Genomic DNA, 19,027 nt, shown 5'->3' with positions numbered 1-19,027 from the left:
GGAGAGAATCATGAGCGAGAACATCGACATCAAGACCCTCAACGGCTACGGCACCACCCTGGCGGCCGTGATCAACTTCCCACAGGACTTCGACTCCACCAAGCAGTACCCGGCGATCGTCGTCTCCCATCCGGGCGGCGGCGTCAAGGAGCAGACCGCCGGGCTCTACGCGGGCAAGCTCGCGGAGTTCGGCTTCGTCACCGTCGCCTATGATGCGTCCTTCCAGGGTGCGAGCACCGGTGAGCCGCGCCAGCTGGAGAACCCGCACATCCGCACCGAAGACGTGTCCGCCGTGGTCGACTACCTGACAGGGCTCGACTACGTCGACAACGAGCGGATCGGCGGAATGGGCATCTGCGCCGGGGCCGGCTACACCGCGAACGCCGCGATCAACGATCCGCGCATCAAGGCGGTGGGTACGGTGAGCCTGGTCAACATCGGTCAGATGTTCCGCAACGGGTGGACCAACGATGTCGCCGATGCCGACGCCTTCCCGGTGCTGAAGATGGGTTCGGATGCGCGCACCACCGACGCCGCCGGTCAGGACAACCCGTTCCCCCTGGCCCCGATGAAGGAGGAGGAGGCTCCGAACGAGGAGCTGCGTCAGGCGTGGGAGTACTACCACACTCCCCGCTGCGAGCACCCGAACGCTCCTGGCTTCATGACCGCACGGAGCCTCTCGCAGATCATCACCTACGACGCCTTCCACAAGGCCGAGGCCTTCCTCACTCAGCCGCTGCTGGTGATCGCGGGCAGCGAGGCCGGCTCGAAGTGGATGAGCGATGACCTCTATGAGCGCGCGGCGAGTGCCGACAAGGCCTCCCACGTCATTGAGGGCGCGAACCACATGGAGCTCTACGACGGTGAGAAGGAGGTCGCCGAGGCAGTGAGCAAGCTCGGACCCTTCTTCACCGACAAGCTCTGAAGCGAAGAAAAGGGCAACCGTCGCCCCGCGCCAACGGTGCGGGGCGACGATCCGTCCAATCGAAAGGATGGCCGAGACAATGGCTGCATGGACCGAAGACGAACTGAACCGCATCAACGCCGAGACCTACTTCACCGTCGGGGCGACCCTCCCGGACGGAACGACGCCGAAGAGCGTTGACATCTGGTCCGTGCCGGTGGGAGAGCGGATCTTCATCCGCTCCTTCAACGGCACACAGGGCAAGTGGTACGGCCCCGCCCTGGAGACCGGTCGCGGACGGATCTCTGCGGGCGGCGTGGAGAAGGATGTGCGCTTCGTGCCTGTCGACTCCGCGGACGAGGAGACGAACCAGGCCGTCGACGCCTCGTTCCTCGACAAGTACGCCGAGAGTCAGTACTCGGTGACGATGTCGACCGAACCGGTGCGCCGGAACACCCTCGAAGTCGTCCCTGCGGACTGACCCGGACGACGCGAATGGTCCCGGGAACCGTCGTACGACGGTTCCCGGGACCATTCCCTGCAGGCGACCTTGCGTCAGGGCACGATGTCGGCCGATATAGTATGTACCCAGCGCACGGCGCCAAGAGACTGGTGGTCGATCCACCGCCCTCTTGTGAAGAGCAGCTTCCAGGCGGCTGGCAGCGAAGAAATCCACCTGTGGACCTCCTACGACGATGAATGGACAAACATGATCGCGAGCAATGCACGTCCAAGCGATCCACGATTGGCCCTTGTCACTGGAGCGACAGGCCTGATCGGTTCGGCGATTGCACGAAAACTCGATGCCCGCGGTGAGAACGTCGTCCTGCTGGCCCGCAACGCCCGCAAACTCCAGCGATTGAAGTCGCAGCTTCAGCACCAGGATTCGACTATGACCATCAGTGCCGACGTCCGCGAGCCGTTCGATGTCGTCGAAGCGAGAGAAGCCATCCGTGAGGGCTTCGACGCCGATCCCGATCTCATTGTCGTCGGAGCGACAATTCTCCGCACCGCCGAGTTCCCCACCGCTGTCCCGGCCGAATGGTCCTCGATGATCAACACGAACTTCGAAGGCATGCTCCATACTGTTCAGACCTTCATGGACGGCGTCCTCGCCGCTGCGGCGGACGGTCGAGCCGCCGACATCGTCATCCTCGGCTCACCCCAAGCCCGCAAACGCAGCCAACGATACGGTGTCTTCTCCGCTATCACCGCGGCGCAGGCTCAGCTCGCCAAGCACCTGCGCGCGGAACTCGGTCCCCAAGGGGTCCGGATACATCATCTCGCGGCTGAATACGCTGACCCCGACCTCGGCGAGGATGCCATCGGCGAGACCGGTGAGGATGATCGAGCCGATCACCGGTGGGACGAGGCCTCCACAGGACCCGCGAGCGTAGCCGAAGTCGTCGACTTCGCCACCAGACTGCCGCTTCGCGCCAACCTCGCCGAGGTGACCCTGAGAGTGGTGGACGCGTGATGTCCGGACTCAGGCAACGCTTCCAGTCCTTTCTCGCCGCGGAGAGCTCAGGGGCGATCATGCTCCTCGGGGCAACGCTCATCGCTCTGCTGTGGGCGAACCTCGGTTCCGACTCCTACGACGGTTTCTGGCACACCGAGGTGGGAATCGCTGTCGGAGATGGAGGATTCCACCTCAGCCTCCAGCACTGGATCAACGATGGTCTCATGGCGATCTTCTTCTTCCTCGTCAGCCTCGAAGTGAAGAAGGACTTCGTGCTCGGCGAGCTCCACGATCTCAGACGTGCGAGCCTGCCGATCTTCGCCGCCGTCGGAGGCCTCGCCATCCCGGCGGTCCTCTTCGTCGTCATCAATTGGGGAACCGCAGAAGTGGGTGCCTGGGGCACCGTCATCTCCACCGACACAGCGTTCGTCGTCGGCATCCTCGCTGCGTTCGGCTCCCGCATTCCTGTCCAGCTGCGCATCTTCCTCCTCGCCCTGGCCGTCGTCGACGACATCGGGGCACTGGCCGTCATCGCGGTGGTCTACACGGAGGCGCTCAACTTCGTCTGGGTCGGCATCGCCGTCGTCATCGCTGTGCTCATCTTCGCTGCTCAGCGCCTGCAGACTTGGCGGGCGATCGTCTACGTCGTCCTTGGCAGCGCGCTCTGGGTCGCCGTCTACCAGTCGGGGATCCATGCGACGATCGCCGGTGTCGTCACGGCACTTCTGCTGCCGGTGTTCCCGCCGCAGAGAGAGCGTGTCAACGCCGCAAACGATCTCACAAGCCGCTTCCGGCGGTCCCCAGACGCCGCGCGCGGCAAGGCCGCCGTCGAGGGCATCCTCAGCTCGGTGTCGATCAACGACCGCTTCCAGCTCAACCTTGCCCGGGCGGTGACGTTCATCGTCGTTCCCCTCTTCGCCCTGTCCAATGCGGGCGTCGAAATTACAGGGGAATCGCTCGGCCACGCGTTCGCTTCGACCCTCATGTGGGGCGTCGTCGTCAGCCTCGTCGTCGGTAAGTTCATTGGCGTCTTCGGTGCCGCCTACCTCGGCAAGCTCCTCAAGATAGGCGAGATGCCGCCGGCTCTCAGAGGTCGTCACATCGCCTCGGGCTCACTGCTGACGGGCATCGGGTTCACGATCTCGCTGTTCATCGTCGACCTCGCGATCGATGACCCCGTCGCCCAGTCCGACGCCCGGATCGGCATCCTGCTCGCCTCCGTCATCGCCGCGGGTCTCGGTTTCATCTCACTGACCCTCACCGCGCGCTACGACGAAGCTCGAGCACCGGAGAGGCAACGTCTCGAACGCGATATCGATCCGGCGCGCGACCACTGCCTCGGCGATGCGCACGCGCCGTATTCGCTCGTCGAATACGGGTCGTTCGGCGGACTCGACGACCTTGCCACCGAGGATCTCGTGCAGCGGGTGCGCGATCATTTCGATGAGGATCTCATATACGTCTTCAGGCACCTTCCGCCCACCGAGGAAGCTCCGGACCAGACGCCCGAGGCGCTCGAAGCGGTCGCTGCGCAGTCCCCGGAGCTGTTCTGGTCGATGCGCAGCCAGCTCAATGAGATGAGCGAGCAGGAGGCCATCGACAATCGCAGTCTGCTGCGCGCGACGGTCAACGTCGGGGCCAACCTCTCCCGTGTCGAAGAGGATCTGCGTCGCAGCGAGCGCCGTGCACGGGTCAACGAGGACTTCGTCGACGCGGAGTCGATGGGCATCACAAGCGGCCCCGGATTCTTCGTCAACGGACTGGTTTACACAGGCGAACTGGAGCCGGAAGCCATCATCGCCGAGATCGAGGAGACGCGAACGGCCGAGACGGACTCCGCCGAGGCTGCCGCTGCTGGGACGGGGGCCTCAGGGCCTGCGTCAACCGAATCCACCTCGACCGAAAGGCACAGTGATGATGTTTGAGGCATCGGAAGGCAAGTTGAACAGCTCGTTCGTAGTGACGGGTGGATCGGGCCTCATCGGGTCTGTGATCACGCGCCGTCTCATCGACCTCGACCACGAGGTCGTCGTCATCGACCGGGAACCTCTGCCGTCCTCTTTGGCAGACCGTGTCGCTGAATTCCATCAGATCGACATCACCGACGACGCGGCGTGCGAAGCAGCAGTCGACGACATCCTTGCCAGTCGTCCGCAGATCAACGGGGTCATCGCCTGCGCCGGCATCACTCGCATCGCCCAGTTCCTCGACTACAGCGCCGAGGAGTGGGCGCGGGTCCTTGACGTCAACGTGACTGCGAACGTCGCTCTCATCAGACGCCTCGTGCCCACTCTCGTCGATTCCGCAGCGGCGGGCGCCGGCTCCGATGTCGTCATCCTCGGATCTGTCGGCAGTGAGGCCTTCTTCCGTGGAGCGAGTGTCTACGGCGCCGGCTCGAGCGCGCAACGGACCTTCACCTCTCACCTCCGCACCGAGTTCGCCTCCCGCGGGCTGCGCGCGACGAGCATCGACTTCGGCTATGTGAAATCCGAAGCGGTCGATTGGCACGAACTCTATACGGCGGACTTCGATCGGTTGGAAGAGAACATGATGACCCCCGAGGATCTCAGTGACACGGTCATGTTCGTGCTCAGCCAACCGGCCGGGGTTCAGCTTCACGACATCACTCTCATCAGCACCGAACAGGGTTGGGTCTGACACGATCGGAACCCTGAACCTCTTCGAACGCACCTCGGATCTGCCCGAGCGCGGTCCCGCGGCGTTCGCACTCACATCGCTCCGTGCCCTGCCCGGCGATGTCGTGTGGACCCGATACGCGCGCTGGTCCCCGACGATCCACCGTGATTCCGCGTCGCGGGACCACGGTCGTGGTGGGTGATGCGTCCAACACCACATGCCCGAGAAGGGCGAATATCAGCAACATCAGCAAGGAGAGAACACAGCTCATGACCAAGACACTTGACCAGACCGTCGCGCTCGTGACCGGAGCCAGCAGCGGCATCGGCGAAGCCACCGCACGCATCCTGGCCGCCCAGGGAGCGACGGTCGCCATCGTCGCTCGTCGCGCGGAACGGCTGGAGAGCCTCGCGGGGGAGATCAGGGCCGAGGGAGGGACTGCACTGGTCCTCGCAGCCGACGTCACGGATCCGTGCGCTCCAGGCTGCGGACATCGCCGAGGGTGTCGAATACATGGTCACCCGACCGCCGCACACCGCTGTCGGTGAACTCTGGATCATGCCCACCGACCAGGGCTGACACGACCCCACCTGCCGCGGGCGTCCGGGAGCCGCCCGCGGCAACGGCAGCGTCGTCGCACGCCGAATTCCGGTTGGCGACCGCAAAGAAAGGACATCACAGTTGGACCCTCATCCTCGGGACGACGCCTCTCTGAGTCGAGCGTTCGAGTTCGCCGGAGGCATCACTCTGCGCAACCGGATCATCATGGCACCGATGACCACCTACTCCGCAGACCGTGACGGCACGATCTCGGAGGAGGAGCTGACGTTCTATCGGGACCGGGCGCGCGGCGCGGGCATGCTCCTGAGCGGCTGCACGCACGTGACGCCGAACGGAGTGGGCTTCGTCGAGGAGTTCGCCGCCTACGACGACCGATTCCTTCCGAGCCTCCGGAATCTCGCCGCGGCGATGCGCAGCGGAGGGGGTGCCGCCGTCCTGCAGATCTTCCATGCCGGCAGCAAAGGGGTGCCTGAGCGGATCCCGGACGGGATCGTCGTCAGTTCCGGAGAGAATCCGGCGCCGCGCGGCGGACAGATGTGCCCAGTGAGCCGGGCGTTGGAATCGGACGAAGTCGACGACATCGTCCGTGATTTCGGCCAGACCGCTCGGCGCGCGATCGACGCGGGGTTCGACGGTGTCGAGCTTCACGGAGCTCATGGCTTCCTGCTCCAGGACTTCCTGTCCCCGCTGACCAACCGTCGGACCGATCGCTGGGGAGGAACGGCCGAGCGCCGCAGCCGATTCGGAGCAGAGGCCGTGCGAGAAGTGCGGAGGCTCATCGATGCCCATGCCGATCGGCCCTTCGTGCTCGGGTACCGCATCACGGTCGAGGAGTCAGCAGAAGGAGGCCTGAGGCTGGAGGACTCCCTCGATTTCATCGACACGCTCATCGAGTCCGGCATCGACTACATCCATGTCTCCCTCAAAGATGTGCTCACGCAGACGTCGGTGCGCGTTGGGCACGAAACGCTGGCGGAGCGTGTCAGAGATCGAGTCGCCGGTCGCATTCCGGTGATCTGCGCCGGCGGTGTCCTCACCCCCGAGCAGGCACGCCGAGTGCTCGACACCGGGCTGAGCGCCGCGGTCGTCGGGCGAGGTCTGGTGATGAACGCGGAGTGGGCCGAACTCGCGGTCGCCGGCCGGGACGACCGGATCCACACGACCATCGACATGGGCAGATCCGCTGACGAGCTCGGGCTGCCACCGGGACTCTGCGCGGCGATCGAAGGCAGACCGGGCTGGTTTCCGCTCTCTCACGGCGACCGCGTCGCCAGCTGATCCACCAGACCGGCACAGCCCGGTGGAACGCAACAAACAATGAAGATTCTGATCCTTTGACCGCTGCGCGATCGAGGGGTTCTCGTGGAACCTGTCGCAATCGAGTTCCCGGGATGAGGATGGCTGTAACAATCTAGCAGCGACCATAGGAGAAATGACTGGACATGGCACAGACAGTACTCATCACCGGATGCCGGTCCGGATTCGGCACAGCACTTGCGCTCGCCTTCGCCGACGCTGGATGGAATGTCGCCGCGACCATGCGCGAACCGAATCGCGCACCCGCCGACCTCTCCGACCGTGACGACATCGCGGTTCTCCGACTCGACGTCACCGATACTGACTCCATCGCCGAGGCGGTGGCTGCGACCCAGGAGCGCTTCGGACCCCTCGATGCCGTCGTCAATGCGGCCGGATTCGTTGTGCAGGGCACCCTTGAAGAGCTGGCGCTCGATGATCTGCGGTCCCAGTTCGAGACCAATGTCATCGGCACCGCCGCACTCGTCCAAGCGGTGCTGCCCGGAATGCGCGAACGCCGACACGGACACATCCTCACCTTCTCCTCGGGTGCCGGACTGGTCGGGATGCCGCGCATCGAGGCCTACGCGGCTTCGAAGTTCGCCGTCGAGGGGATGAGCGAATCACTGCAGAGGTCGGTCGACCACCTCGGCGTGAAGGTGACGATCGTCGAGCCGGGAGTCTTCTCGACCGAACTCGGCAACTCCGTTGTGACTCCCAAGAATCCGGTTGCGGACTACGATCCTTCGGCTGCTCAGGCGGCGGACCTCTACGACTGGACGCCCGGCGACCTCGCAGGTGCCGCCCGGGCCATCGCCTCTGTCGCCGGCGAATCGGACGCTCCGCTGCGTCTCTACGTCGGACACGGACTCGATGACGTGCGACGCCACTACCGCAACCGCCTCGACGAGTGGCAGTCGCGGGAGGATCTGACCTCGACGACACTCGGCGAACACTGATTCGACTCTCGACCACCGAAGGAGCACCATCATGGACACGAAACTCTTAGGACGCACTGCCGTCATCACGGGAGCGAGCAAAGGAATCGGCCTGGCCGCGGCTCGGCTCTTCGCTAAGGAAGGGGCGAATGTCGTACTCACTGCTCGTTCCAAGGACGAGCTCGATTCGGCCGTCGCCGGCATCGTCGAATCGGGCGGACGTGCCATCGGCGTCACCGCCGACTCGGCAGATCCGGACGCCCCGCAGGCTGTATTCCAGCGCGCCATCGCCGAGTTCGGACAGGTCGACATCCTCGTCAACAATGCCGGGTTCGGCGACATGGTCTCGATCGAGGAATGCTCCGACGAGCATTTCGACGAGGTCGTCCAGGTCAACTACGCGGGGATCTTCCGCTTCTGCCGTGAGGCCGTGCGCCACTTCATGCCCCGTGACGAAGGTGTGATCGTCAACGTTACGTCTATCAACGGTTCGCTGCCGCTCGGCGGACTCGCCTACACGTCGACGAAGGCTGCGGTCAACGCGATGTCGACGAACATCGGTATGCGTTTCGCCGGTACCGGCATCCGCTGCAACGCCGTGGCCCCGGGCAACACGGACACCCCGATGGCCTCAGCCTGGGCGGCCGGTGAATTGCCGGGCGGATCGACCATGGTCAAGTACACCGGCATCTACGCCAACCAGGATCTGCCGTTCACTGAGCCCGAGGATCAGGCAAATGCGATCGTCTACCTCGCCAGCGACCTCGGCAAGGCGATCACGGGACGGGTCCTCGTCGTCGACAACGGTGCCTATATCGGCGCCTGAGTTTCACGTAGATGCGCGTTGATTTTCGCGCAGACGCGCGCAGGGAGTGGTTGCACCATCGCCGGGCCCGACCTCAGACGGTCGGGCCCGGCGAAGCGTCGTTGAGCGGAGTCTGCGCGGGCATCGGCTGTTGACCTCATATACGCATGAACATATATTATATATAGAAGAATGGTCCGCTGAGCTGCGGTACTCGATGCCGAAGAAGACAGAGATGAGTGTTATGGCCGAAGAAGTCCCACACACCGACGATGTGTTCGTGGGAGGGCGGTGGCAGTCGGCTCGCGGAGACGACCGCACCGTCGTCTCTCCCGTCACCGGGGCCGAGGTCCGCACCGTCCGCCTCGCCTCCGCCGAAGACGCGTCCGATGCCGTCGCCGCAGCCCACGAGGCGCAGGCCCAGTGGGCATCCGCGCCCGCAGTCGACCGTGTGGCCGCTTGCGAACGATGGCTCGCCGAGGTGGACGCGCAGGAACCCGAACTGTCCCGACTGTGGGCGATCGAAGCCGGATTCCCGATCCGTCACGGACGTGCGCTCCACCGCTACGCCGCTGTTCCCGCATGGCGGGCAGCGCTGGACGGAGCCGCCGAAGTGTTGGCCGACGACGAACGGGAATCCCCTCTGGGTCCGGTGATCATGACTCATGAACCGGTTGGAGTCGTGCTCGCGATCCTGCCCTACAACGGACCGGTCGTCACGATCGCCTCCAAGGTCATCCCCGCCCTGCTCGCCGGCTGCCCCGTCGTGATCAAGGCTGCTCGCGAGACACATCTGACGATGGCGGTCGTCGCCGACTGTGCCCGACGGGCCGGGTTCCCACCCGGGGTGATCAGCGTGATCACCTCCGAGACCGAGGTGACGCGCCGCATCACACGCGACCCTCGCGTCTCCCACGTGTCCCTGACCGGGGGCCATCGTGCCGGGCAGGACGTCATCTCGGCGACGGCTCCGCGCTATGCCCGCACGCATCTCGAACTCGGCGGGAAGTCGGCCGGGATCATCCTCGACGATGCTTCGCTCGACGCGGTCATGCGCATCCTCGTCCCCGCTGCGACGAACGGTGCCGGACAGGTCTGCGCCCTGCTCTCCCGTGTCCTCGTGCCTGAGCGTCGCCGCGACGAGATCCTCGACCGGATGGTCGCCGAATGGTCGCGACTTCGCCTCGGAGACCCGCTCGACCCGTCCACCCAGATCGGACCTCTGGTCAACGAGGCGGCGTTCGAACGCACACGGGCTGCCGTGGACACTGCGGTCGCAGACGGCGGCACCGTCGTCAGCGGAGGTGGCCGACCGGAGGGATTCGAGTCCGGATGGTATTTCAGCCCGACCATCGTCGCCGGTGTCGCCGAGTCCGCCTCGATCGTGGGCACAGAGGTGTTCGGTCCCGTCACCGTCGTGCAGACCTTCACCGACGTCGACGACGCCGTCCGCCAGGCCAACGCCACCGAATTCGGGCTCTCCGGCGCGGTCTTCACCACGGACACTGCGGCTGGGATCGACATCGCCCGGCGGATCGAAGCCGGATCCGTGGCCGTGAATGCCTTCGGGCCGGTGACGAGCGAGCCGTTCGGCGGCGTCAAGTCCTCCGGGTGGGGCCGGGAATCCGGGGCCGACGCGATTCTCGGCTTCACCGAACTCAAACAGATCTTAGTGGGGGCGGCATGAATGACGGCGCATCGACCGGCGCGGACCGGTATCCGGGGCGGGTCCCTCCCGCCGGACCGCTGACCGGAGTCAAGGTCATCGAACTCGCCGGACTCGGTCCCGGTCAGTGGGGCGGAATGCTGCTCAGCGACCTCGGTGCCGAGGTGCTGCGTGTCAGCCGTCCCTCAGATGTCGGCACGGTGCGCAGCGACCTCGGTGCACAGGAAGGCAGAGGCCCAGCCTTCGTCCACGATCGGGGACGGCGATCGATCGCCATCGATCTCAAGAGTCCCGAGGGGCGGGATGCTCTTCTCGATCTCGTCGAGGAGGCCGATGTGCTCTTCGAGGGCAACCGTCCCGGCGTCACCGAGCGGCTGGGCATCGGTCCCGACGACTGTCTGGCCCGGAATCCGCGCCTCGTCTACGCGAGGGCCACCGGCTGGGGGCAGGACGGACCGATGGCGGCCGATGTCGGACACGACCTCAACTACCTCGCGGTCTCCGGCATGCTCTCTGCGATCGGTCCCCGCAATGGGCCGCCGAGCGTTCCGCTCAACCTCCTCGGCGACTTCGGCGGGGGTGGCGCGCTGCTCATCATCGGCATCCTCGCCGCGCTCCTCGAAGCCCGCACGAACGGCCGGGGCCAGGTCGTCGACGCCGGGATGCTCGACGGGATCCTGCTGCTCGGCAGCCTCTTCTACGGTCAGCGACAGGTCGGCATGATGCGTGCCGAACGGGAGTCGAACATGCTCGACGGAGGGGCGCCGTTCTACGCGGTCTACGAGACCGCGGACGGCGGGTGGATGGCCGTGGCTCCGATCGAGAGGAAGTTCTATGCAGAGTTCCTCGATGTCCTCGGTCTCGGCTCCGAGCTCCTCGACGTCCAGTGGGACACGGCGACGTGGGCATCGACGAAGGAGCGGTACGCGGAGATCTTCCGCGGCCGCACGCGGTCGCAGTGGGAGGAGGACTTCTCCGGTCGCGAAGCCTGCGTGACTCCGGTGCTCGACATCGACGAGGCGCTCCAACAGCCGCACATGCGAGCACGACACAGCTTCGTCCGCAACGACGGTGTGCTCCAACCCGCCCCCTTCCCCCGCTTCAGCCGGACGCCCGGACGCATCCAGGGCCCGGCGATCCCGGCCGGCGCGGACACGCGGGCGGCGCTGGCCGACTGGGGCATCGACGAGACCTCGATCGAACGCCTCCTCGCGAGCGGAGCGGTGATCGACAACCCGCAACCAGCTGAGCCGCAGAGCAGCGGCGAGGACTGAGAAGGAGAGACCCCGATGGGAATGTCCCTGAATTTCGTGACAGACTCTGTCTACGCGCAGATGCCCGTCGTCGACCCCGAGGCCACAGCGGTCGTGCTCGGCACCGAGGAGACGATGAGCTGGCGGCAGCTGCGCGAGGCGGAGCTGCGATATGCGCGGATCCTGCAGCGCTGCGGGGTCGCCCCGGGTGACCGGGTGGCGATTCTTCTGCGCAATTCGACCGACTACGTCGCCTGGTATCTGGCGATCGGACGCGTCGGAGCCATCGGCGTGCGCCTCAACTGGCGGCTGACCGGGCCGGAGATCGAGTTCGCCCTGAGCGATTCGGAGACGAGCGTGCTCATCCTCGATGCCGAGTTCCTCGCCACGATCGAGACGATCCGAGACCGGATCCCCGTCCGCACCCACCTCGTGCGCGGCCGTGAGGACACTGGCGTCGACTGGGCGGAGCCACTGACGGCGCTCGACACCACGCACGTCGATCTCCGGGACACGGACGGATTCCCTGTCGTGAGTCCGGATGACCCGGTGACGCTCATGTACTCCTCCGGAACCACGGGCCGTCCCAAAGGCGCGCTCTTCTCGCATGCGAACGCGGCCTGGATCGGGTCGATCCAGGCCCAACGGTGGGGCATCGGCGCCACGTCCGTGGCGCAGACGAGCGGACCGCTCTTCCACGCCGGCGGCTTCGAGGTCCTCCTGCTGCCGACCCTGCTCGCCCATGGCACGATCGTCACCTTCCCCTCCGGCGGGTTCAGTCTCGACTCGTTCCTCGAAGTCGCCTCGGCGCGGGGGACGACCGACGTTCTCCTTTACCCCTTCATGCTCTTCGACCTCCTTCGCGACGAAAAGCGGGCCGCGGCATTTCCGGACGACGTCCGCCGTATCGTCACCGGCGGAGACATCGTCATGCCGTGGGTCTACGACGAGATGGAGCGGTTGCTGCCGGGCGTCGAACTCGTGCAGTCCTACAGCCTCACTGAGGGCGGTGCGGTGAGCACGAGCCTCGAGTTCGATGTCGCCCGCGGGCACGAGAGCAGCATCGGTCGGCCCCAGGCGATGACCGAGGTGAAGGTCGTCCGCCCCGACGGTGAGCTCGCCGACGTCGACGAAGTCGGCGAGATCTGCGTGCGCAGCGGAGGCGTGAGCATCGGGTACTGGAACCGTCCCGAAGCCACTGCCGCGACCTTCGAGGACGGTTGGTGCCATTCCGGGGACCTCGGGAAGGTCGACGCCGAGGGGTATCTCAGCATCGCCGGCCGGGCGAAGGACATGTACCGGTCCGGTGGGGAGAACGTCTACCCCGCCGAGGTGGAGATGGTGCTCACGGGCCACCCCGACATCGCGGACATCGCCGTCATCGGCGTTCCCGACGAGAAGTACGTCGAGGTGGGTGCTGCTCTCATCGTCCCCGTGGAGGGACGCGAGCTCGATGTCGATGGACTCCGCATCTGGGCTCGAGAGAGACTCGCGAAGTACAAGATACCCGTGCACTTCCACATCAGGGAGACGTTGCCGCGCAACGTCAACGGGAAGCTGCAGAAGATGGTGCTCAGAGACGAATACGCACGGATGGAGACACACTGATATGACACAGGCAGCTCTGCTCGAATCACCCGAAAGCACGATGCGAATGGTCGAGATCGACCTCGCCGACCCCGGCCCCGGAGAGGTCGCGGTGGATATCCGTGCCACCGGAGTGTGCCACTCCGACATCAGTGTCTGGTCAGGACGGCTGCCTGCCCCGCTGCCGCTTGTCCTCGGCCATGAGGGAGCCGGTGTCGTCACAGCCGTCGGCGACGGTGTCGACAGTCTCTCACCAGGCGATCACGCAGTGCTCAGCTGGCTGGCGAACTGCGGGGTGTGCTCTTACTGCCAGCGCGGCGAACAGCATCTGTGCGCCAGACCGCGCACAATGCTCGGAGCCCACACCATGCCCGATGGGTCGACGCGGATGAGCCTCGGCGGCGACGCAGTCCGCCAATTCTGTGGGCTCGGCACCTTCTCCCAGTCGACCGTCGTGCCCGAGGGTGCGGCGATCAGGATCGCCGACGAAGTTCCGTTCGCTTCGGCTGCGCTGCTCGGCTGCGGTGTCCTCACCGGGTTCGGAGCGGCGGTGAACACAGCCGGAGTCCGCGTCGGGCAGACGGTGGCGGTCCTCGGATGCGGCGGTGTCGGGCTCAACGCCATTCAGGGTGCGAAGGCGGCAGGAGCCGGGACGATCATCGCCATCGATGTGCACCAGGAGCGGCTCGATCTGGCGGCTCGGCTCGGTGCCGACAAGGTCGTCACCGCCGGTCCGGAGGCGACGAAGGAGGTGCGCAGGCTCACCGACAGGCAGGGCGCCGATGTCGTCATCGAGGTCGTCGGCCGACCCGAGACAGTCAACCAGGCGATCGCAATGAGCCGCCGAGGCGGAACCACCGTGCTCGTGGGGGCCGGCCCCGATGTCGGCATCGACGATGTTCTCAACTCCGTGGTCATGTCCGGCAAGATCGTCAAGGGAAGCCTGTACGGGTCGTCTTACGTCGCCCGCGACATCCCCCACCTCGTCGAGCTGTACCGGAAGGGCGAACTCCACCTCGACGAGCTCGTCACGGAGACCTTCGACTTCGATGACATCGGCCGAGCCGTCGACTACTGCGCAGGCGAGCAGGGTGCTCGCGCCGTCGTCCTGGCCTAGCCGCGTTCCGTCCCGATCACATTCTGTCTGCGAAAGGACACGATCGACATGACCATCCAGCACCTGTGGGCCCTCGACGCCCCGACGATCAGCACCGACGGCGGTCTCTTCCAGCTCGGCACCGGAGGCTCCGATCTGGCGGTCCCGATCCCCACCTTCCTGATCCAGCACGAAGGGGGCCTCCTCGTATTCGACACCGGTTTGGCCACAGACGCCGCCGGCGATCCCGCGCGGGCTTATGGGCCGTTGGCCGAGGCTTTCGACATGAGCTTCCCTCCTGAGGCGAGGATCGACACGCAGTTGGAATCGCTGGGCTTCTCCACCTCGGACGTGACCGATGTAGTGCTTTCGCACATGCATTTCGACCATACCGGCGGTCTCGAGCTGTTTCCCACCGCACGGGGCTTCATCGGGGAGGGGGAGCTCGCCTACTCTCGATCTCCACGCCGGCTGGACGCCGCGATGTATCGGGAGGAGGACATCGCGGCGGCCGGACAGATCGATTGGCTGGAGATACCCCAGGGCGTCGATCATGACATCTTCGGAGACGGCAGCGTCGTCGTTCTGTCGATGCCCGGCCACACGCACGGGACGCTGTCGCTGAAGCTGTCCCCGCCCGATCACCGAACGATCATCCTCACCAGCGATGCCGCCCATCTCCAGTCCAATATCGACGAGACGACGGGAATGCCGCTCGACGTCGATACGAGGAACAAGGAGCGCTCGCTGCGCAGGCTCCGACTCCTCGCCTCCCAGCCGAACACGACGGTGTGGGCCAACCACGATCCGGATCACTGGAAGCAGTTCCGCAGGGAGGGCCGACAGATTGTCTGAGCGGTGCGCACTCGACGGCGGGTCATGCCGGAACCGCCGGGCGGAAGGAGCTGTCCGATGACAGAGGGCAGGGACGTCGAGGCACTCGACAGGCTGCTGGGCGATCGGTATTCGTGTCGAGCATATCTGCCCGATCCAGTGCCGCGGGCGACGATCGAGAGAATATTCGAACTCGGCCGGCGATCCGCATCCTGGTGCAACGTTCAGCCGTGGCAGGTGCGGGTGCTCAGCGGTGACGCGACTGATAGGTTCCGCGCTGCTCTGCTCGACTGGTCCGACCACGCTGAAGTCAACCATGACATCGCTCACCCGGAACGGTACGAGGGGGTGCACAGGCAGCGACGCCGCGACAGCGCATTCCAGCTGTATTCGGCGGTGGGAGTCGAATGGGGCAATCGCGAACAGTCGGCGGTGCAGGCTCGTGAGAACTTCAGGCTCTTCGGCGCCCCACACGTGGCGGTCCTCTCGATCCCGAAGATCCTCGGTCCTTATGCGGTGCTGGATACCGGGGTCTACCTCGGCACTCTCATGCTGGCGGCACGGTCACTCGGGGTGGACACGACGCCGCAGGCGGCGCTGTCGAACTACTCGGAGCAGATCAGAGATCACCTTTCGATTCCCGAGGACGAGAATGTCGTGGCGGGCCTGTCGTTCGGATACGCCGACGACGGGCACCCGGCGAACAGCTATCGAACTCCGCGAGCGGATCTCGCCGAAACGGTGACGTGGGTCGACTGATCCGTCTGAGCACTCTGTGAGCACAGTGGGGGAGGGGACCGCTGACCGGAACTGTGGACTGCCCCCGGAGGTCCGCCCCGCGCTGAGGGGTGAATCTCTTCTTCTCACATGAAGTAGGGCTTGTCTGCTTCGCTGCCCGGCTTGTTCACGCCCAGGTTCGCTCCGATGTACTTATCCGGGTTCCTGATGATGGTGAGGATCAGGTCGGCCACACTCTTGCGGGAGACCACAGTACCTTTGTAGGGCTCGCCCTTCTCAGTGAGCTCATAGTCGACCTCGTCCTGGTCATCGAGCCATGCCGGACGGAGGAGGGTGTAGTCGAGGTCCGAGGCTTCGATGACGTCGGCTGCCTCTCGGAAGGTACCGAGGTAGGGGCCGATCGTCTGCCGGTTCCATTCGCCGAATGTGCCGGGGACCTCGTCGTAGATGCCCAGGGAGAGCACGAAGACCAAGCGTTTCACGCCGGCGGCATCCATCGCCTTGATGACGCTGGCGGCCTGCTCGCCCATGTTGTCGCCGGTGAGGTTCGCGTACACGATGTCCAGCCCGGAGACAGCCTCAGTGAGCGCTTCGGTGTCGAGCACGTCGGCTGTCACCACGGTGGCATTGCCGGGCACGGTGCCCAGCTTTTCTGGGTGGCGCACCAGGAGCGTCTGCTCCGCGTCGGCGTCTTGGGCAAGTCCATCGACGACCCAGCGTGCAATCTGTCCACTTGCTCCGAGAATCGCTGTCTTGGTCATATCGCTCTCCTTCTGCCGCATGATCGTTGGTGACGACACGTCTCTGTCTTTGACACAATCCTCCGGCACGCATCCCGGGCATTTCAACACTGTTTGTCCCGGTAAGTTCGGTTTCTCAGCCGAGCGGGGGTCCTTCAGGCCTGCATGCCCTCGTCCTTCAGGAGCTTGCGTGCCATGACAAGCTTCTGCACTTCGCTTGTCCCCTCGTAGATCCGGAACAGGCGTGCAGCCCGGTAGAAGCGTTCAACTGGCACCGTGCGCATATAGCCGAGGCCGCCATGGATCTGCACTCCGCGGTCGGCGACGCGTCCGAGCATCTCACTGGCGAAGAGTTTTGTGGCAGAGGGGCCGAGCTTCCGATCTGTTCCGTCCTGGAAGTCCCGGGCGGCGTCACGGGCGAGAGCCCGAGCAGCGCGCACCTCGGAGTATGACTCGCCGATCATGCCCTGGATGAGCTGGAAGGTGCCGATCGGCTTGCCGCCTTGAGTCGCCGAGGCGGCATGCGCAACAGACTCATCGAGAATGCGAGTGGCCTGTCCGACGCAGATCGCAGAGATGTGAAGTCGTCCCTTGGCCAGAGAGGCCATCGCCGCTTTGAATCCGACCTCTTCCTCGCCGCTGATCAGCCGATCGGTGCCGACGACCACATCGTCGAAGAACAGCTCCGAGGTCCAGGCGCCCTCCTGACCCATCTTCTTGTCGTGCGGTCCGATCGTCACTCCCGGGGCATCGGTGTCGACGAGGAACGCCGAGATCCCCTTCGTGCCCTTGGCGTTCGGGTCAGTCCTTGCGAAGACCACGAGGACCTGAGCCAACTGAGCGTTGGTGATGAAGCGCTTCGAGCCGTTGATCCGATAGGTGTCGCCCTCCTTGACAGCAGTTGTGCGCATTCCGCTCGGGTCGGATCCGGCGTCGGCTTCAGTCAGGGCGAAGGATGCAATTACCTCGCCCGAGGCGAGCCGGGGCAGCCAGTCCTTCTTCTGCTGCTCTGTGCCGTAATTTACGAGCACCTGGCCGGCGATGCCGTTGTTCGTCCCGAACAGGGAGCGGAACGCCGGGGTCGTATAGCCGAGCTCCATCGCCAGCTCGACGTCCTGCACCGCGTCGAGTCCGATCCCGCCATACTCTTCGGGAATAGCCCAACCGAACAAGCCCATGTCCTTCGAGGCTGCGATCAGCCCGTCTGGGATCCTGTCCTCGTCCTCGATCTGTTCTTCCAGCGGGACAACCTGCTCCCGAACGAATTCGCGCACTGCGCCGAGGATGTCCTTGAAGTCATCTGCGTCCATGTCTGGATCCTTTCGCCGTCGCTTGCCTCAGATTCCGCCGCGGGACACGAGCTGTCCCGCGATGACGTTCTTCTGGATTTCGTTCGTCCCCTCGCCGACGATCATCAGCGGAGCATCGCGGAAGTAGCGCTCGACGTCGTATTCGGTCGAATAGCCGTAGCCGCCGTGGATGCGCACAGCATTTAACGCGATGTCCATGGCCGCCTCGGAAGCGTAGAGCTTGGCCATTCCGGCCTCCATATCGCTGCGATCGCCGCTGTCGAACTTCTCCGCCGCAAAGCGGGTGAGCTGGCGCGCAGCAGTGAGCTTCGTCGCCATGTCCGCGAGGTAATGGCCGATGGACTGGTGCTTCCAGATCGGCTTACCGAAGCTCTCTCTCACCTGAGCGTAGGCGAGCGCGTCCTCGAGTGCGGCAGATCCCACACCGAGGGCTCGGGAGGCGACCTGGATTCGGCCAGTTTCGAGGCCACGCATCATCTGCGAAAAGCCGTGTCCGGTTTCGGTGCCGAGCACACGGGACGCGGGCACACGCACATCGTCGAACAGGACCTCGCAGCTCTCGACTCCCTTATAGCCGAGCTTCGGCAGGTCTTGGGAGACGACGACGCCGTCGGAATGTTCGACCAGCAGGATTGAAATGCCCCTGTGGCGTGGAGTCGCGTCTGGGTCGGTCTTGCACAGGAGCGCAATGAGGCCGGACTTGCGGGCATTGGAGATCCATGTCTTTGCGCCGTTGATGACGAAGTCATCGCCGTCGGGGCTGGCGATGGTCGTCATCGACTGCAGATCGGAGCCGCCACCGGGTTCTGTCAGAGCCATTGTGGCTCGCAGCTCTCCGGTGGCCATTCGGGGGAGGTACTGTTGCTTCTGCTCTTCGGTGCCGAAATTGACGAGGAGCTTGGCGACCACCGTGTGCCCGCCCATCGCTCCGGCCAGCGACATCCAACCACGAGCGAGCTCCTCAGTGACCTGTGCATAGCAGGGCATGGAGACGGGCATACCGCCGTACTCCTCAGGGACCGCTAGCCCGTAGATCCCCATCTGCTTCATCTGCTCGATCCACTTTTCGGGATATTCGTTCGCATGCTCGACGTCACGAACTGTCGGCTTCACCTCACGGTCGATGAATGATCGAACGGTGTTGACGAGGAATGTCTCCTCTTCGTTCAGGGTGGGCATCTGTGCTCCTTTGCCAGGTGTGCG

The 19,027-nt window shown here is 64.9% G+C and carries 18 protein-coding genes; 15 read left to right on the top strand and 3 right to left on the bottom strand.

Annotation, left to right across the window (positions count from 1 at the left end):
• Positions 1-10 precede the first annotated feature (10 nt).
• The 15 genes from AD89_RS0108990 (at position 11) to AD89_RS0108920 (ending at position 15,795) form a co-directional block, all read left to right on the top strand.
• Positions 11-925, top strand: coding sequence for an alpha/beta hydrolase (locus AD89_RS0108990; protein ID WP_025778269.1), 915 nt, complete (start codon positions 11-13; stop codon positions 923-925).
• A gap of 79 nt (positions 926-1,004) precedes the next feature.
• The gene (locus AD89_RS0108985) at positions 1,005-1,385 is read left to right on the top strand and encodes a DUF2255 family protein (RefSeq protein WP_025778268.1); all 381 of its coding nucleotides are present in this window, start codon (positions 1,005-1,007) and stop codon (positions 1,383-1,385) included.
• A gap of 228 nt (positions 1,386-1,613) precedes the next feature.
• Complete coding sequence (locus AD89_RS0108980; protein ID WP_035320318.1) at positions 1,614-2,381, top strand: SDR family oxidoreductase; 768 nt, start codon at positions 1,614-1,616, stop codon at positions 2,379-2,381.
• The gene (gene nhaA, locus AD89_RS0108975) at positions 2,381-4,288 is read left to right on the top strand and encodes a Na+/H+ antiporter NhaA (RefSeq protein WP_155807396.1); all 1,908 of its coding nucleotides are present in this window, start codon (positions 2,381-2,383) and stop codon (positions 4,286-4,288) included. The genes AD89_RS0108980 and nhaA overlap by 1 nt, the downstream gene beginning before the upstream one ends.
• Complete coding sequence (locus AD89_RS0108970) at positions 4,278-5,021, top strand: SDR family oxidoreductase (protein ID WP_081770403.1); 744 nt, start codon at positions 4,278-4,280, stop codon at positions 5,019-5,021. The genes nhaA and AD89_RS0108970 overlap by 11 nt, the downstream gene beginning before the upstream one ends.
• A gap of 248 nt (positions 5,022-5,269) precedes the next feature.
• Positions 5,270-5,548: an SDR family NAD(P)-dependent oxidoreductase gene (locus AD89_RS20470; RefSeq protein ID WP_025778264.1), complete on the top strand. Its 279-nt coding sequence runs from the start codon at positions 5,270-5,272 to the stop codon at positions 5,546-5,548.
• 133 nt (positions 5,549-5,681) lie between these two features.
• On the top strand, positions 5,682-6,839 hold the full coding sequence (locus tag AD89_RS0108960) for an NADH-dependent flavin oxidoreductase (protein WP_025778263.1): 1,158 nt from the start codon (positions 5,682-5,684) through the stop codon (positions 6,837-6,839).
• Between the two features lie 164 nt (positions 6,840-7,003).
• A complete protein-coding gene (locus AD89_RS0108955; RefSeq protein ID WP_025778262.1) occupies positions 7,004-7,816 on the top strand; it encodes an SDR family NAD(P)-dependent oxidoreductase in 813 nt (270 codons plus the stop codon).
• Between the two features lie 31 nt (positions 7,817-7,847).
• Positions 7,848-8,621 (top strand): SDR family NAD(P)-dependent oxidoreductase, encoded by a 774-nt coding sequence (locus tag AD89_RS0108950; protein WP_025778261.1) that lies wholly within the window; start codon positions 7,848-7,850, stop codon positions 8,619-8,621.
• Positions 8,622-8,835: 214 nt separating this feature from the next.
• The gene (locus tag AD89_RS0108945) at positions 8,836-10,287 is read left to right on the top strand and encodes an aldehyde dehydrogenase family protein (RefSeq protein ID WP_051505180.1); all 1,452 of its coding nucleotides are present in this window, start codon (positions 8,836-8,838) and stop codon (positions 10,285-10,287) included.
• Positions 10,284-11,540: a CaiB/BaiF CoA transferase family protein gene (locus tag AD89_RS0108940; RefSeq protein WP_025778259.1), complete on the top strand. Its 1,257-nt coding sequence runs from the start codon at positions 10,284-10,286 to the stop codon at positions 11,538-11,540. The genes AD89_RS0108945 and AD89_RS0108940 overlap by 4 nt, the downstream gene beginning before the upstream one ends.
• A gap of 15 nt (positions 11,541-11,555) precedes the next feature.
• Positions 11,556-13,127, top strand: a complete 1,572-nt coding sequence (locus AD89_RS0108935) for a class I adenylate-forming enzyme family protein (RefSeq protein ID WP_051505178.1) — start codon at positions 11,556-11,558, stop codon at positions 13,125-13,127.
• A 1-nt stretch (position 13,128) separates the two neighbouring features.
• Entirely contained in the window at positions 13,129-14,223 is a 1,095-nt protein-coding gene (locus AD89_RS0108930; protein WP_025778257.1) for a Zn-dependent alcohol dehydrogenase, read from the top strand.
• A 48-nt stretch (positions 14,224-14,271) separates the two neighbouring features.
• Complete coding sequence (locus AD89_RS0108925) at positions 14,272-15,057, top strand: N-acyl homoserine lactonase family protein (RefSeq protein ID WP_025778256.1); 786 nt, start codon at positions 14,272-14,274, stop codon at positions 15,055-15,057.
• Positions 15,058-15,114: 57 nt separating this feature from the next.
• Complete coding sequence (locus AD89_RS0108920; protein WP_025778255.1) at positions 15,115-15,795, top strand: nitroreductase; 681 nt, start codon at positions 15,115-15,117, stop codon at positions 15,793-15,795.
• A gap of 104 nt (positions 15,796-15,899) precedes the next feature.
• Here AD89_RS0108920 and AD89_RS0108915 read toward each other — a convergent pair whose 3' ends face one another.
• From AD89_RS0108915 to AD89_RS0108905, 3 genes are all read right to left on the bottom strand, one after another.
• Complete coding sequence (locus AD89_RS0108915) at positions 15,900-16,535, bottom strand: SDR family oxidoreductase (RefSeq protein ID WP_025778254.1); 636 nt, start codon at positions 16,533-16,535, stop codon at positions 15,900-15,902.
• Positions 16,536-16,669: 134 nt separating this feature from the next.
• On the bottom strand, positions 16,670-17,824 hold the full coding sequence (locus AD89_RS0108910) for an acyl-CoA dehydrogenase family protein (protein ID WP_025778253.1): 1,155 nt from the start codon (positions 17,822-17,824) through the stop codon (positions 16,670-16,672).
• Positions 17,825-17,851: 27 nt separating this feature from the next.
• On the bottom strand, positions 17,852-19,003 hold the full coding sequence (locus tag AD89_RS0108905) for an acyl-CoA dehydrogenase family protein (RefSeq protein ID WP_025778252.1): 1,152 nt from the start codon (positions 19,001-19,003) through the stop codon (positions 17,852-17,854).
• Positions 19,004-19,027 lie beyond the last annotated feature (24 nt).

This window comes from Brevibacterium sp. VCM10, assembly GCF_000583215.1.
Lineage (GTDB): Bacteria > Actinomycetota > Actinomycetes > Actinomycetales > Brevibacteriaceae > Brevibacterium > Brevibacterium linens.
This window is presented reverse-complemented; position numbering and strand designations above follow the sequence as displayed.

Bases quoted from the DNA above. Each gene is read 5' to 3' on its own strand.
- AD89_RS0108920 (WP_025778255.1), top strand. From the start codon at position 15,115: ATGACAGAGGGCAGGGACGTCGAGGCACTCGACAGGCTGCTGGGCGAT.
- AD89_RS0108985 (WP_025778268.1), top strand. From the start codon at position 1,005: ATGGCTGCATGGACCGAAGACGAACTGAACCGCATCAACGCCGAGACC.
- AD89_RS20470 (WP_025778264.1), top strand. From the start codon at position 5,270: ATGACCAAGACACTTGACCAGACCGTCGCGCTCGTGACCGGAGCCAGC.
- AD89_RS0108905 (WP_025778252.1), bottom strand. From the start codon at position 19,003: ATGCCCACCCTGAACGAAGAGGAGACATTCCTCGTCAACACCGTTCGA.
- AD89_RS0108940 (WP_025778259.1), top strand. From the start codon at position 10,284: ATGAATGACGGCGCATCGACCGGCGCGGACCGGTATCCGGGGCGGGTC.
- AD89_RS0108955 (WP_025778262.1), top strand. From the start codon at position 7,004: ATGGCACAGACAGTACTCATCACCGGATGCCGGTCCGGATTCGGCACA.
- AD89_RS0108915 (WP_025778254.1), bottom strand. From the start codon at position 16,535: ATGACCAAGACAGCGATTCTCGGAGCAAGTGGACAGATTGCACGCTGG.
- AD89_RS0108945 (WP_051505180.1), top strand. From the start codon at position 8,836: ATGAGTGTTATGGCCGAAGAAGTCCCACACACCGACGATGTGTTCGTG.
- AD89_RS0108910 (WP_025778253.1), bottom strand. From the start codon at position 17,824: ATGGACGCAGATGACTTCAAGGACATCCTCGGCGCAGTGCGCGAATTC.
- AD89_RS0108925 (WP_025778256.1), top strand. From the start codon at position 14,272: ATGACCATCCAGCACCTGTGGGCCCTCGACGCCCCGACGATCAGCACC.
- AD89_RS0108950 (WP_025778261.1), top strand. From the start codon at position 7,848: ATGGACACGAAACTCTTAGGACGCACTGCCGTCATCACGGGAGCGAGC.
- AD89_RS0108930 (WP_025778257.1), top strand. From the start codon at position 13,129: ATGACACAGGCAGCTCTGCTCGAATCACCCGAAAGCACGATGCGAATG.
- AD89_RS0108935 (WP_051505178.1), top strand. From the start codon at position 11,556: ATGGGAATGTCCCTGAATTTCGTGACAGACTCTGTCTACGCGCAGATG.
- AD89_RS0108980 (WP_035320318.1), top strand. From the start codon at position 1,614: ATGATCGCGAGCAATGCACGTCCAAGCGATCCACGATTGGCCCTTGTC.
- AD89_RS0108990 (WP_025778269.1), top strand. From the start codon at position 11: ATGAGCGAGAACATCGACATCAAGACCCTCAACGGCTACGGCACCACC.
- AD89_RS0108970 (WP_081770403.1), top strand. From the start codon at position 4,278: ATGATGTTTGAGGCATCGGAAGGCAAGTTGAACAGCTCGTTCGTAGTG.
- nhaA (WP_155807396.1), top strand. From the start codon at position 2,381: ATGTCCGGACTCAGGCAACGCTTCCAGTCCTTTCTCGCCGCGGAGAGC.